Origin of the sequence: Haloferax namakaokahaiae, from assembly GCF_042663225.1 — an archaeon.
Classification (GTDB): Archaea; Halobacteriota; Halobacteria; order Halobacteriales; family Haloferacaceae; genus Haloferax; species Haloferax namakaokahaiae.
On the sequence record NZ_JBHTAA010000013.1, the window covers coordinates 44,412 to 57,267 of the forward strand.

Genomic DNA, 12,856 nt, shown 5'->3' on the forward strand with positions numbered 1-12,856 from the left:
AGTGGAGACAGACTGTGTCACATGCGTCTCCACAATCCCCCTATGACGAGTGATTCGACGGCGCTTGGTCGATGTCCTGACTGTGGCGAAGAGATTGAGGCATACCAGTCGATCATCGAGTTCGAGGATGGCAATGGGTCAACTGGCGTGTTTGCAGAGTGCTATTCATGCGACGAAGTTGTCCGCCCAGAGTGACGAAGTGGTACTACTTGTCCACGAGGGGTCCTGTACTTGCGTCCGAACATTAGTCGATTCATCGAAGCACGTTGTAACGTAGCGTGAAGCTTGTCTATATCGAAGCTTCGAGTAGCGTTACAAACAGAGAAGAACGGGAAGTCGACATCATCAGTTTAACCAACGGAATTTTTGAATAGCGTCCCGTGTTGGTTAACACGAGGAAACAGCTGATGTCCTATAAACCACCGACGCCGCCGACAAACCTCCCTACAGGAGTCGTCGACGCCCTGAATAAATCATCGCCGAACCGTCTTCGAGACGTTGCCCGCTATGCCGAAGAACTGGCCGAACACAAGGAGCGTGAGGCTCGTCTTGAGGAAGAGCCACCGGAAGGTGAGCTCGAAGAACGGTCGGACGACCTTCCAGACGATGTCCCCACGAAGGCGACGATTACCATCAAAGAAATCAACGACAACCGGTACTACTACTGGCAATGGAGAGAGGGAGACAAAATCAAGTCTAAGTATAAAGGACCAGTCAATTCCGGTGAATAGGAAGGGCAACTTCCATGAGATCGAGGGCCACCACACCCCGTGTGCGAAGTGAATTTTCTCAACACCCGTGGACCCCGTGTGAGAGATGAATCGAATGACAGGTTGAGAGGGGCGACACCCCGTGTGCAAGATGAATAACAGAAAACCTCAACTGCTCATTAAGCGCTCTCGCGCATGAATAGCGCATATTTACACTTTGCACACGGGGTGTGGGTTACCAGACTAAACAAGTCAGAACTTACACTCGTGACCGGGGGTGTGTAGTCGCGGGGAAGAACAAAGACTACGCGAGATCTTCTAGCCGGCTATCGCGGAGCACGGATTTCAGCACAATACCAGTGTCCTGAACCAGCCGATGCTCCAAGTAGCTCCCTTCTCCCCGTCCGCCGCCCGTCCGGGTCGATTCCACGACGCCGAGGAATGCCTGCTCCTTCAGCAGTTCATAGATGCGGTGTTCGCTCAGAACTTTCGCATCGACCGTCTCAGCAGTGTTCTGGTAGTGCTTGTAGATACGACTTGTCGAGAATCCGTCTTCGTTCGAGCTCTCCTCGGTCAACAGTGCAAGTGAGTAGAGAATAAATTTGACCTGGGTCGTCGATCCGCGAAGTAATTCCTCGAATCGGTCGACTTCTGCCCATTCTTGGGCATCGCGAACGTGCTCAGCGATGACCTGGTCAGCGTTCTCTCGTTCAGCGAGTTCGCCCGCGTGTCGGAGAATCTCGATTGCCTTTCTGGCGTCGCCATGTTCCTGTGCGGCGAGTGCCGCAGTTAGCGGAATGACGTCATCAGAGAGCACGTCGTCGTGGAACGCGTCGCGGCGGTGCTTCATTATCCCACGGAGTTGATTCGCGTCGTAAGGCTGGAAGACGAACTCTTCTTCACGAAGACTTGACTTGACACGCTCGTTCAACTGGTCCCGATACTCGATTTTGTTACTCACCGCGATAACACCCAGGTGACAGTCGGCTTTCCCAGATTCACGGGCTCGTGAGAGCTGCATCAGAATATCGTCGTCGTTGAGACGATCAACCTCGTCGAGAATGATGATAACAGCATCGTAGGCGAGATTCAGAATCTCCCAGAGGTAGTCGTAATATTCCCCACTGCCAATCCCCGCGCGTGGGACATCGAAGTCAGTTTTTTCGGTCTTGTTGAGCTCCCGTGTCACTGTTCGGGCAACACGGGTCTGCGTATTGTGCTGTGCACAGTCGACGTAGACAGTCCCGACCGAGACCCCATTTGACTCTGCGGCTCGGCGGGCACGTTCAGTGACGTGGCGAGCAACCAACGACTTCCCCGTCCCTGTCTTGCCGTAGATCATGACGTTGTTCGGCGGGTCATTTTGAACGATCGGCCTGAGTTCAGCAGCGATGTCCTTGATTTCCTCATCACGGCCGACGATTCGAGCACTTTCCGGGACGTGTCCGACCTTCAGGAGTTCCTTGCGAGTGAAAATGTCGACCCGGTCGGGATCGTCTCCATCAATATTGAACAGCGGATCCTCAGCCGGGTCTTCGTACCGGTCATTGAAGTCAGAGAGTTGTGACGGGTCATCAGCCATCGATACAAGATACCGCGCAACCCGGCTACTTAATAATTCGCCCACCTCGGCAAGAGTGTAAATCGTCCCACGACAGGGACCTAATGCATAGTGTACCCAATGTCAGTCGGGAAAAGAGAAGAGGTTATCCAGAGTGAAAGACGTCCCTCTCGTACAAGTGGTTTGGACGAAGAGACACCCCTCACCACGAGTGTAAAACGGACAGAAGCCAATATTTAGCCACCCCTCGTCCCGAGTGAATTACCACTAATCTTCCGCTGGGCTCGAAAATGCACACCCCCCATCAAGAGTGTAACTCAAACAAGGTTGGGAGATCAAACATTAAGCAGACACAAAGACGTCTGACGCACGGCATACACCCCTCGTCCAGAGTGAAAACAGTCGCGAGGTTCGTTATTCGGTTGAACAGAAGTTCGAGGAGATGCTTCCTGTTTTCAGTCGTAGCCATCGGCACAAAACACAGCTGCTGACCTGTATTCTGCACCAATCTCGAGGGTGTCGAGAGTTTGGGGTATCGAGAGAAGAATCACATAGAAGTCACGACGTAAAGACCCCACCCACCCCTCGTCCAGAGTGAAACAGCACGAGAAGATCCGGGTAGCAAGATGAGAATTGCACGACTGAATCGCCTGCAAACGACACGTACCACGGGACGAGAGGCGTGAACACTCGAATAGAACTCCCGTCGAATTAACCAGTACTCCAATTCATCAGGAATCTTAGTATTATCTAGAACCTTTATATCTCATCAAATCGAACAGTCCAGTAAGTGTATTCTACACAATAATAAAGACGAATTAGTATTCGTCTGGATCTCGTGAAGCACTACTCATTTGTTTTCTTCATATTCGGCCGTCTGTCTCTGTCTTAGTGACTCTACCCGTGGATTCACCTGTCTTTCCATCTCGACAACCTCTATTTCTTGTGGACAGCAACCCTCCCTTCTACTCCATTTACACTCTGGACGAGGGGTGTGTGTTTGCACAAGATTCTCTTCCAATCCAGGAACCCAAGTCAAACTACTCACGTCTTAACCAACAAGTTCTCTCAAATCGTGATTCTGTTGGTTAACAACTGGGTCAACCACAAAATGTCGCTTGGTCACCGTACCCGTGGATGAATGCGACAATCGCCCGACTTAAAGCCACTATTCAAGTGACTCGCCCCCGACTACTCGGATAGTGAGCAGACGTACAAGTACCGCGTGTACCCAACCGAAGATGTAGCGAGCGAGGCTCGCAGACACATCAACATCTGCCGGGAAGTGTACACCCACGCACTCGGACTCTACGACTCTGCTCCAAACGGCGACAAACCAACGTACACCAACCTGCAAAACAAACTCCCTTCGTGGAAGACAGTCAACTCAAAGTGCTTACAGATGGCTGTCCGACGTATCTTTTCAAGCCTGAGCGTTCTCAAATCGCTCAAATCCAAGGGCTACAAGGTTGGGAATCTCAAGTGGAAATCGCCACGAGAGTACCGTAGCATCGTGTTCAACCAATCAGGCTTCGACGTGGATGATAACACGGGCCGAACTGAACACGCTACACTGGAACTCTCGAAACTCGGCACGATGGACGTTGACTACCACCGTTCACTCCCTGAAGACGGGACTATCAAAGAAATCCGTCTCAAGGAAGAAAAATCAGGGAAGTGGTATGCCTCGGTCGTAGTTGACAACGACCCGGAACACCCTGAGAAACTCGCTGTCGAAACGATCGACCTCGACGACACCGTGGGAATCGACCTCGGCATCCTCAAGTTCGTACACGACTCGGACGGGAACGCTGTGACACCGTTGGATGAGTCTGAAGACCGTGAGCGTATCGAGAAACGACACCGAGCGTTGTCTCGCAAGCAACACGGGTCTGCGAACTGGGAGAAAGCACGGGTGGAACTCGCTGAAGCCTACGAACGCTTGTCGAACAAGCGTACTGACTTCATCGAGAAACTCGCCCACTCGTACACGATACAGTACGACGCCGTGTTCTTGGAAAAACTAAACGTTCGAGGGATGCTCGAACAGGACTCGAACGGTCGGAATATCGCGTCAATGTCGTGGAGTAACGCTATCAAGACGTTCGAGCGTCACGGCGACAAGAACGGCTGTCACGTCGTCACGGTTCCTCCTGAGGGGACGACGAAGCGGTGCGCTCAGTGTGACGTTGAGTCAGACAAAGCACTCTGGGTTCGTGAACACTCGTGTCCGAGTTGTGGATTCGAGGCTGACCGGGACGAGAATGCCTCGTACAACGTTCAGAAACTCGGGTTGGATGAACTGGGCATCGACTACGAGGTTGATGAACTGATAGGTCTGGGAGAGGCCGAATCAACGCCTGCGGAGACTGCGCTCCCTACGGGTGCGGACCCTCATCAGAGGGACGTGCCTGCAAAGCGCGTCGTAGAAACAGGAAGCCACGGGTCACCCGACCCGTGGTAATTCACGCTACACGGCTCTGTTGAAATCCTCGTTCGGTGATGGTTTTTCGAGAGCGTGCTGAATAGAGAGCGCAAGTCGGTCACTGGCCTATCGCAGTCTGGTGAGCAGGCAGAATGACAGATACAGACTATGCAAGTATCGCTTTGATTCGAGAGCCACCATAGATTCCGACAAGGATGGTAACTCGACTCAGCAGATATACAACCGCATAGATGAGACTCGTTGCGGGATGGTAGAAAAAGAGACCAACGTACGTCCCAAGCATGAGCAAAGTCCCGACTAATCTGGCCGGAAATGAATCATTTAGCCGATTAAAGTACTCACGACGCTGAACGAGATAGGGAAAACCTGCCCCGAATACTACCGCTGGAACAGCACCGAGTAGTATTGAGAGAATGGCTGACTCAGGAGCCGGGTCGAGAGTGGCAATTCGAGTCGCGGCCATGAGGAAGAAAATCAAGCCAAATAGAATAGCAGTCAAGACAGCTTGTACAGAGGCAAGAATGAACATCCTCGTTTCAGTTAAATCAACAGAGTCAACGGAAAACATCTGGAGGGTCATACTGGACAACATGGATAATGCAAGTAAAATTGTTAGGTTCGCACTCCCTTTCTAACGGATGAGTCAGGAGAAAGCAGGTGAAATGAACAAACTCGTCGTGCTGAACTCACCCTCTGAGTGTTGCACACGAGTTCTGACAGCGTTCGGTGATGTTTTTGCGGGCGTGCTGAATAGAGCGCGCGTACGTTTCAGTTCAGAGCGGGCTAGGATCACTGTTTGGAAGATAAACAAGACGAGAGTACATGTGTTGACGCACCGACTTCTCCACAAAACATATCGTCATCGAACAAATTGACAGATATATGAATAATGTTCAACAGAATCAAGCAACTCCTCGATTGAATCGTCTTGGAGGGATATTGACTTTATTGGCACTCGTAACTGTCGTCATTTCTTATCCACCACCTGCCACCGGAGTCAAGCCTCTTTTTGGATTTGGAAATATGTTCCTACCGCTCTTCATGTCAGCATTAGCTCTTGTAGTCGCCATTATTGGTGGCACACTCCTTGCTCGCAACATTGCGAGTGCACAAACAGGACGTGTCCAGCGGCTCGCTATCACCGCCTTGATACCCGCTAGTGCTGTGGCTGTTGTTGGTGTCTACCTCGCTGTCACAGCTGGATTCGACCCGAATGCACCCATCATCATCGGCGTCTTAGCGATCGCGGCTGTAGGTGGGTTAACAAACGAGCTTGTCAATTGAGCATCCTCACCGTATCTACTGGTGTGCTGAACTCACCCTCTGTATGTGTCACACACTTTCTGTCAAACTTTGAGGGCTTCAAAAGAGCCAGCTACACAGGAATTAGACGAGCCAACGAGTGCTACATATCGGTGCTAGGCTATCCTCGAACAATAGGCATTCAGTGAATCAGTGATTCACTGATTGGCGTCTTGCTTTGCGAGTTCCCGAATCTTCTCTTTCGTTTCCTCTTGGTGTTCGCCAAACGCCACTTCGAAGATCCCACGATAGAAGTGTTTGTTCTTCTCCAGCGTGACACCCTCACGTTTCAGCTGTTTTTTCAGGCGGGTAAATGTAATCTCGATATCCTCGCTCTGCTCCGGTTCTACGTATATCGTGGCTGAGTCCCAGTCCTCACGGATATTCAGCGGCTCGTCGTCTGTTTCTCCCGTTTCGCTTGCGGGCGATTCGGTGGTACTCGTGGTTGAGCCCCGCTGCTGATTCGACTGGTTTCCCGTGACCTCCCCTGAACCTCGAGTTTCTGCTTCTGTTTCTGACGACGTTGCTGCGGTCTCCTCTTTGGCCTTAGTGCTCTCGTCGTCCCCTTCGTCTGATGGGTTCTCGAACCGCTCATCCATTCCTCGGGGCATACTTATGCCTCCACTTGGGCCTTGTCGAAGGCCCGCTCCATCGTCTTTGCAACTTCTAGGAAGAGGTCACGCTCTACTTGTTGGTCGTTCGGGTCTTCCCATTCGAAAATATCTCGTCCGTTGTCCCATGCGCGCTGAATCGCCACTCGCATCGGGAGCTTGAAAATCGGTGCCATCGACGCGAACGACTTGTCGAAGGCGTTGAGGAATTTTTTCGACTGACCGTCGTCCCTGTACATGTTCGCCAGGAGTCCGACGATTGCAATCTCGATCTGCTGGTTGCTCTCGATGGACTCCAGCTGGTCCCACAGGTCGTCAAGTGCGTCCCGTGACGTTGCTTGAGTCTGTGCAGCCAGGAAGACGTTCTGCGCTGCGATGAACGCCGCGTCGGTCAGGACGGAGAGGTCTGGTGGGCAGTCGATTACGATGAAATCGTAGTTGTAGCCGTCGTCAACCATCGCTTCGAGGGCGAGCTTCAACGAGAGACGGGCATTCGCGTCGTCCATCCAATCTCGGGCGAGGCCCATGTCCTTGTGACTTGGAATCAGATCGAAGTTTAGATGGCCGTACTCGTCGGCCTCGATCACGATCTCTGAAAGACTAGTATCGTGCGTGCGCGGGTTGTCGACGAGGACGTCGAGAAGGTTCGCGTCATCGGTGACCAGTGTGTTGGGGAGTTCGTTCTTCGGACTCGAAGGGTCATTCTCGTCGCCCGGCCCCAGACCAAGTCCTTTCGTCATGTCGGCCTGTGGGTCCATATCGATCGCCAGAACATCGTGGCCGCGAGTGGCCAACGCCGCTGCGCTGTTGATTGTTGCCGTTGTCTTTCCAGTTCCGCCTTTCTGGTTCCCGAAGGCAATCGTGGGGATGCCAGTGGATGGTGTGACGCCCCATCCACGGGGTGTCTCGCTCATGGTTCAATCATTGAATCACTGACTCATAAATCCATTCCAGACATTCAGTTGTCTATGCCTTAACCTGATTCTGGAGAAATCAAGCAGCAGATGGGCTGAAATGCACAAATTCGCTTCATCATAATTCAATCACTGGTTCTTTGATTCACAGATTCATTGAATCACAATCTCTTGCTCTCAATGATTCCTTGATTCACTGAAATCCTGGCTCCCGGTGGTGAGTCGTTGATTCTCAACTCAGTGTTTCAAGTATTCACTATTTCATGGAATCATAGAATCATGGATTCATGGACTCAGCGATTCTTGTCTTTGCGATTTTCAGTGACCCTCCAAATCATGAAATCCTGGACTCTTGGTTTCCAAAATTAACAACTTCACAGAATCTGTGATTCATTGATTCAATGATTGAGGTGTCTACGGAGAGAAGACAACTATAGAGGCTCAAGAGACGGCGCTTGGTCGATGTCCTGACTGCGGCGAAATGATTGAGTACAGTCGATCATCGAGTTCGAGGATAGCAATGGGACGTTGGTGTATCCACAGAGTGACATTCCTGCGACGAAGTTGTCCGACCAGAGTGACGAACTGGCGCTATTTGTCGACGAGGTAGTCTGTGCCGTACTCCTGCTTGAATTCGTATTCTGACGGAAAAATCAGGCCTGTTGTCCCCCAGATATCGTTGATTCGTTTCTCGATAGTTTGGAGAACTACACGAAGCACGTCATTCGGATCATCCGGGTAGACTGCATCGACCGCACTCTCTTCTCGCGGTTGTGGTGGTACGTGGTAGTGGTCGTGTGTGTTGTGTGTATTTGGGTGGCGGTCCCATCGACACGACCAGCCCTCACCAGCCCATTCCTCTAAATACTGAATGTTGAACTCTCCATTCAGTCGAAGGCGGATTTCGAGAGTCGCAGTATCCACGACGTTGGGGTAGTAATTCGACCGAAGAGTGGCAACAACACGGTCTTCTTTTCCAGATGGGAAGTACTGGACGGTCTCGATTACCGAGAGGTCTGCGAGACGCCCACCGAGAATCCGCATCCGTTCTTCATTGAGGTCATCTGTACGTCCCATCGAGGTTAGGGGAACGAGGAGGCAGGACTCCCACCGAGATTTGATTCGAGACGGAATTTGGCTTCTCGGAGCTCGCGAAGGCGGCGAGTGACAGTTCGCCATTCACTTAGTCTATCGTACGCCTCATCGAGATCGTCGTACGTCGTCTCGGAAAGGACAACTGCCTCAGGCGAGGATTCCTCAAAGTAACTCGAGAGTTCCTGTTCTCGGGTTCGGTACTCATCGATTGCTTCGTCAGTTGCTTCAGGTGTTTTGAACTCTCGGGTCAGTTCGGTGATTCGACGGAACTCAAAGTAGGCCTCGTTTCGGACGAAGAGTGCAGGATTGTCAGCGACTTTTTCGAGGACCCCGACTTCGACGAACCACTCAAGATGGGGACGAGCACCTTCTTTCGTGCAGTCGGCACGTTCTGCGACGTCCGCAACAGTGGTTGGGGTCGTGATCGTCGTCGCCGCTTCGTACACACGATCTTTGACCGTCCGATTATCGACGGCTTTGTCCCATTCACCGGTGAGATTCATGTCCGGCGGAGACGGTGTATCCTCAGTCATTGTCCTAGAGACGGATTGCGCTCATATTAGTTTGTGGGTGCAAAGATATGTTTGCAACCACGCTAATGGCTCTGTTGAAACCCTTAGAGCTTGACAGAACCCTCGTGACACAGACAGAGGGTGTATCCATCACTATCCTTCTGAGTTTTCCATACTAAAGAGGGCAAAAAATGGATTTGAATTTGTGGAATTATACTTGGGAGTTCCGAAACACAAAGACTCCCAAAACGCATATGTCGATGCTTTGAATACTATTGGAAGAATGGAATTCTCGCGTCGAAAGACCCTCCTACTCGGTAGCAGCCTAGCGCTGTCGTCGCTCTCCGGTTGCATCTCTCTCCCTTTCGGTGGCTCGCAACTAACATTGAGACTCCTGAATTTTGACTCAGTGAAGCATGACCTATACGTAGAAGCACTGCTGGCTGAGGGAGGGGAACAGAGCGAGTCGGTCGTGCTGGATTCAGTGTACGAACTTCCACCACCAAAAGAGGGCAATGATGTTTTTGAAATTGTAGAACGGAATGCTATCCAAAACAAGAAATACGCTGTTCGTGCCCACTTGAGCGACAATCATTCAGTGAGGGGGAACTACCTCTTCTATCCTGATTGTACCGACAACGAAGAACTCTTTATTGAGATTGTTAGGGATGATGAGAGTGAAGAACCGTATATCCGTTTCAACCAAAACTTCTGTGGGAGCGATTCTCTATGGTTCTGAAACGGACTAAAAGATGTTCGGATACTTGCTCCGCTCAATTCTGTTCACTCACATAAAGGGCACACTCGATGACCGACTCGCGCGCTGTATTCAGCACGGTCTCAACAAACTATCAGCGACTGAGGATTTCAACAGAACACATGAGCCCTAAGCAACTGACTCCTTGCCCTTCGGAAGACTACGATCTGTTAGACGACCCCAGACGTGAGAATGAGCCCGAGTAGGAGTACGATACTGAGGAGAAGACCTCCAACGAGTGGTGTATTCTCCATCGCTTTCTCGTGGAATGCCATCTGTTCATATTCTGTACGGAATTCTTCGAGATTCGCCTCGTCGTAGAAGTACTTCGTCTTCAGTACGAATCGCTCAGTGACTGCACAGCCCGTACAGACCGGTGTTCCCTCGATCCGTTCTGTTTTGATGTGCGAGCTACAGTTGATGCTCCCACAATTTTCACAGTAGGTGTACGATTTCGCGTCTTCTTTCTCACAGTGGACGCAGCGATGGATTCCGTCTTCAATCGCTATTCTCGAGGGTCCTGCAGCATAGTACGAATATGGGTAGGAGTACTGCTGGAGTTGCAGTGTTTGTCGAACCCGTGGGACATAGAGCGGTGAGATTGCCTGGATAGAGATATCCGATTGTTTTGGCTCGCACGTTTTCTCGTAAGTAACGTTGTTGTCGCCTGTGTAGGTGACTGTCGACGTGTGATGTCGTTGGAGGCGAGAGACTGCCCACTCTTTGTAGTCGGTTTCTGTCTGCCCGTAGCGAGCGACATCGACGGCGTCGAACATCGTGCTGAAGCGGTCGGTGTCGAGTTCGACGGCTTGCTGACTGTTATTTGTGATGAGATCTGTGAGACGACTGTCTGCGACACTGGGTTCTCCACGCGTCGCATGAACGACGAAACGATTTGATTCGTTGATGCGGTGGATGACGCCAACGGATGTCTCGAAGACAGCGTCAGTTCGTGCGCTGATGGTGAGATAAGGTTGGAAGTCAACTAGCTTGTGTGGTTCTGGGAGTGCGTCTGTGTCGAGGTTTTGGATATCGCGGGCTGCCTCTCGTACCGGTGCGCCGACGCCACTTGCAGGGTCGAACGGCCGGAGCGTTTCGTTACAGAGAATCTCGATACGACCGTTATAGAGGTCCAAGCCGACTTCGTCGGCAATGTCTCTCAGGTCGGTTCCGTCGATGAGCTCAATTGGATATGGATCACCGTTCTGTCTGAGGCGAGTAGCATACTCTTCGGCGGGTGCAGAAAATTGCCCTGTCGTGACGACGATGCCACGCTTTGGGCCATCGTAGTCGTACGTCGCAATAGCTGAGTGAAGTTTCTGGACAACAGGCCGTCCAACTGATCCTGTATGTTTGCACTCAACGACAACTCCACGACGTGTCCCGTCGACGACCTCCTCCATGAGAATATCTCGACCTTCGTCGGCGGTTTTGCGTGCCTGATGGACGTTTTCGTACCCGAGATTCCGAAAAACGTCCTCCATCAAGTCCTCAAATTCGAATCCAGAAAAATCGTCTAAGATGGCCATATTAATTTGTATTCGTCATTTGAATATACTATCACTACTAATTACTTGTTACTCAGTGGTTGGTTGGGGAGATCGAGAATTCTAACGGGGTAGATGCTTCAATACGATCAGTTGTACTAGCTTAACCAACACCGATGCGGTTCTGGATCCTGTGTTGGTTAACAGATTCCCTCAAACCATGCAGCGGAATCTTCCGTGCTAGAAAAATTGATTGCCCCGAATCACGTTCGGTAGGTGTGTAAGTGGATTAGTTCAGACGTCGAATCCGTTTCGCCTGAGTGCCTCTGCCAGCTCCCCGTCAGGGTCGGCCGCAAACTCAACTAACGATGACTCAGGCCTTGTTGTCGTATATAAATCAGAGTCAATATTGTCAGGGATTTCGTTCGTGTGCGTCTTATCTACAACTGCAACTGATATTTTTGGTCTCGTATCCGCGTCTTTTGACTCGCTCATTAACTGATGGTACGGGGAAACGATGTTTGGCTTTTACCATTCGGGTGTCAAATTTTCTCTACGACAAGAGCGTTTTGACAGGGGAGACTATGACAACCGTAACTTCAGCGCACAATCTCAAGAGAACAACGACGAATTTGTTTATCGCGTGAAACTAGGTGCGTGATGCCCCCCACCGTCGACAACGTCGTGTTCAGCGAGCCCTCTGGGAAGCCATTCGGCGCACTCCAGCTCTGTGGTGGCCTCATCTTTTCGGGGATCTACCTCCACGCTGTGATTGTTGAGAACTCGGCAATGGGGAATTGGCTGCTGTTTATACAATATGCTGAGTCAAACAATGATACTCTCCATTTTCGAGGTTGATGGCAGCCTGTGCGTCGAAGATCAACTTTTGCACACCGTATTCGAGATGAAATCCCTGACCTGGGGCTTGCAGCGACTGAAAACCAAGTTAACACAGCATTGAAGCCAGTGATGACGAAAAAATTCATTTCGAATACGGTGTGGCAAACCACCTTTCTGGATAGCCTCGCTTAGGTGGAAAAGTGAGGGTGTGGATTTTGGCGACCAATTCGAAGCTATTCTACAGGCAAAGGACCTATCTCTCAGGCCGGTGCTCTTGTCCTACTTCGACTCTGAGAAATTCTCGGAAGCACCGGCAGTTGTTGGTGAATCCTAGATTGAATTAGAGGGTGTCATAGAACTCATTCCACCTCAGCGTTCACCCTGTTCTTTGGTGTGCTACTCGTTCCATGTCACCCTCTCGAGTCAGTTGAGGCCTCAACCCATCTACGGTCCGGCTGGAAGGCATCCGCTCCGGTGCTGGTCGAGGGCCGAGAAGGTCGCTTTAACCCGTCTACGGTTCTGCTGGAAGGCGGCGTCAGATTGACGATATCGCCAACTGTCGCTTCAACCCGTCTACGGTCCTGCTGGAAGGCGAATTGGAGAACCAACAGTGCGATTATC

Annotated in this window: 13 protein-coding genes and 1 pseudogene; 6 read left to right on the forward strand and 8 right to left on the reverse strand. The window is 51.2% G+C overall.

What is annotated here, in order from left to right; translation table 11 throughout:
- The first annotated feature begins 42 nt into the window (after nucleotides 1-42).
- Nucleotides 43-195, forward strand: coding sequence for a DUF7837 family putative zinc-binding protein (locus ACFQJC_RS18305; RefSeq protein WP_465261526.1), 153 nt, complete (start codon nucleotides 43-45; stop codon nucleotides 193-195).
- A 212-nt stretch (nucleotides 196-407) separates the two neighbouring features.
- Nucleotides 408-731: a DUF6788 family protein gene (locus ACFQJC_RS17125; RefSeq protein ID WP_390225747.1), complete on the forward strand. Its 324-nt coding sequence runs from the start codon at nucleotides 408-410 to the stop codon at nucleotides 729-731.
- A gap of 283 nt (nucleotides 732-1,014) precedes the next feature.
- Here ACFQJC_RS17125 and ACFQJC_RS17130 read toward each other — a convergent pair whose 3' ends face one another.
- Nucleotides 1,015-2,292, reverse strand: coding sequence for an orc1/cdc6 family replication initiation protein (locus ACFQJC_RS17130; protein WP_390225749.1), 1,278 nt, complete (start codon nucleotides 2,290-2,292; stop codon nucleotides 1,015-1,017).
- A gap of 1,198 nt (nucleotides 2,293-3,490) precedes the next feature.
- On the opposite strand from ACFQJC_RS17130, the pseudogene ACFQJC_RS17135 reads away from it, so the two are divergent.
- Nucleotides 3,491-4,735: pseudogene (locus ACFQJC_RS17135) on the forward strand (RNA-guided endonuclease InsQ/TnpB family protein); the annotation flags it as partial.
- A 127-nt stretch (nucleotides 4,736-4,862) separates the two neighbouring features.
- Here ACFQJC_RS17135 and ACFQJC_RS17140 read toward each other — a convergent pair.
- Complete coding sequence (locus ACFQJC_RS17140) at nucleotides 4,863-5,297, reverse strand: DUF8100 family protein (protein ID WP_390225750.1); 435 nt, start codon at nucleotides 5,295-5,297, stop codon at nucleotides 4,863-4,865.
- A gap of 302 nt (nucleotides 5,298-5,599) precedes the next feature.
- Here ACFQJC_RS17140 and ACFQJC_RS17145 point away from each other — a divergent pair, with 302 nt between their 5' ends.
- Entirely contained in the window at nucleotides 5,600-6,001 is a 402-nt protein-coding gene (locus ACFQJC_RS17145) for a hypothetical protein (RefSeq protein ID WP_390225752.1), read from the forward strand.
- 176 nt (nucleotides 6,002-6,177) lie between these two features.
- Here the strand turns inward: ACFQJC_RS17145 and ACFQJC_RS17150 are convergent, their stop codons facing one another.
- The 4 genes from ACFQJC_RS17150 to ACFQJC_RS17165 all read right to left on the reverse strand — a co-directional run bounded on the left by ACFQJC_RS17150 (nucleotide 6,178) and on the right by ACFQJC_RS17165 (nucleotide 9,172).
- The gene (locus ACFQJC_RS17150; protein WP_390225765.1) at nucleotides 6,178-6,618 is read right to left on the reverse strand and encodes a hypothetical protein; all 441 of its coding nucleotides are present in this window, start codon (nucleotides 6,616-6,618) and stop codon (nucleotides 6,178-6,180) included.
- Between the two features lie 14 nt (nucleotides 6,619-6,632).
- On the reverse strand, nucleotides 6,633-7,544 hold the full coding sequence (locus tag ACFQJC_RS17155; protein ID WP_390225754.1) for a ParA family protein: 912 nt from the start codon (nucleotides 7,542-7,544) through the stop codon (nucleotides 6,633-6,635).
- 591 nt (nucleotides 7,545-8,135) lie between these two features.
- Nucleotides 8,136-8,621, reverse strand: coding sequence for a toxin-antitoxin system TumE family protein (locus ACFQJC_RS17160; RefSeq protein ID WP_390225756.1), 486 nt, complete (start codon nucleotides 8,619-8,621; stop codon nucleotides 8,136-8,138).
- Between the two features lie 5 nt (nucleotides 8,622-8,626).
- Entirely contained in the window at nucleotides 8,627-9,172 is a 546-nt protein-coding gene (locus tag ACFQJC_RS17165; protein ID WP_390225758.1) for a DUF7342 family protein, read from the reverse strand.
- A 262-nt stretch (nucleotides 9,173-9,434) separates the two neighbouring features.
- Between ACFQJC_RS17165 and ACFQJC_RS17170 the strand changes: the two genes are divergently transcribed.
- Nucleotides 9,435-9,890, forward strand: coding sequence for a hypothetical protein (locus ACFQJC_RS17170; protein ID WP_390225760.1), 456 nt, complete (start codon nucleotides 9,435-9,437; stop codon nucleotides 9,888-9,890).
- Nucleotides 9,891-10,078: 188 nt separating this feature from the next.
- Here the strand turns inward: ACFQJC_RS17170 and ACFQJC_RS17175 are convergent, their stop codons facing one another.
- Together ACFQJC_RS17175 and ACFQJC_RS17180 are read right to left on the reverse strand one after the other, a co-directional pair.
- On the reverse strand, nucleotides 10,079-11,437 hold the full coding sequence (locus ACFQJC_RS17175) for a restriction endonuclease (RefSeq protein ID WP_390225762.1): 1,359 nt from the start codon (nucleotides 11,435-11,437) through the stop codon (nucleotides 10,079-10,081).
- Between the two features lie 252 nt (nucleotides 11,438-11,689).
- On the reverse strand, nucleotides 11,690-11,890 hold the full coding sequence (locus ACFQJC_RS17180) for a hypothetical protein (protein WP_390225763.1): 201 nt from the start codon (nucleotides 11,888-11,890) through the stop codon (nucleotides 11,690-11,692).
- A 165-nt stretch (nucleotides 11,891-12,055) separates the two neighbouring features.
- Here ACFQJC_RS17180 and ACFQJC_RS18310 point away from each other — a divergent pair, with 165 nt between their 5' ends.
- The gene (locus ACFQJC_RS18310) at nucleotides 12,056-12,253 is read left to right on the forward strand and encodes a DUF8011 family protein (RefSeq protein WP_465261527.1); all 198 of its coding nucleotides are present in this window, start codon (nucleotides 12,056-12,058) and stop codon (nucleotides 12,251-12,253) included.
- Nucleotides 12,254-12,856 lie beyond the last annotated feature (603 nt).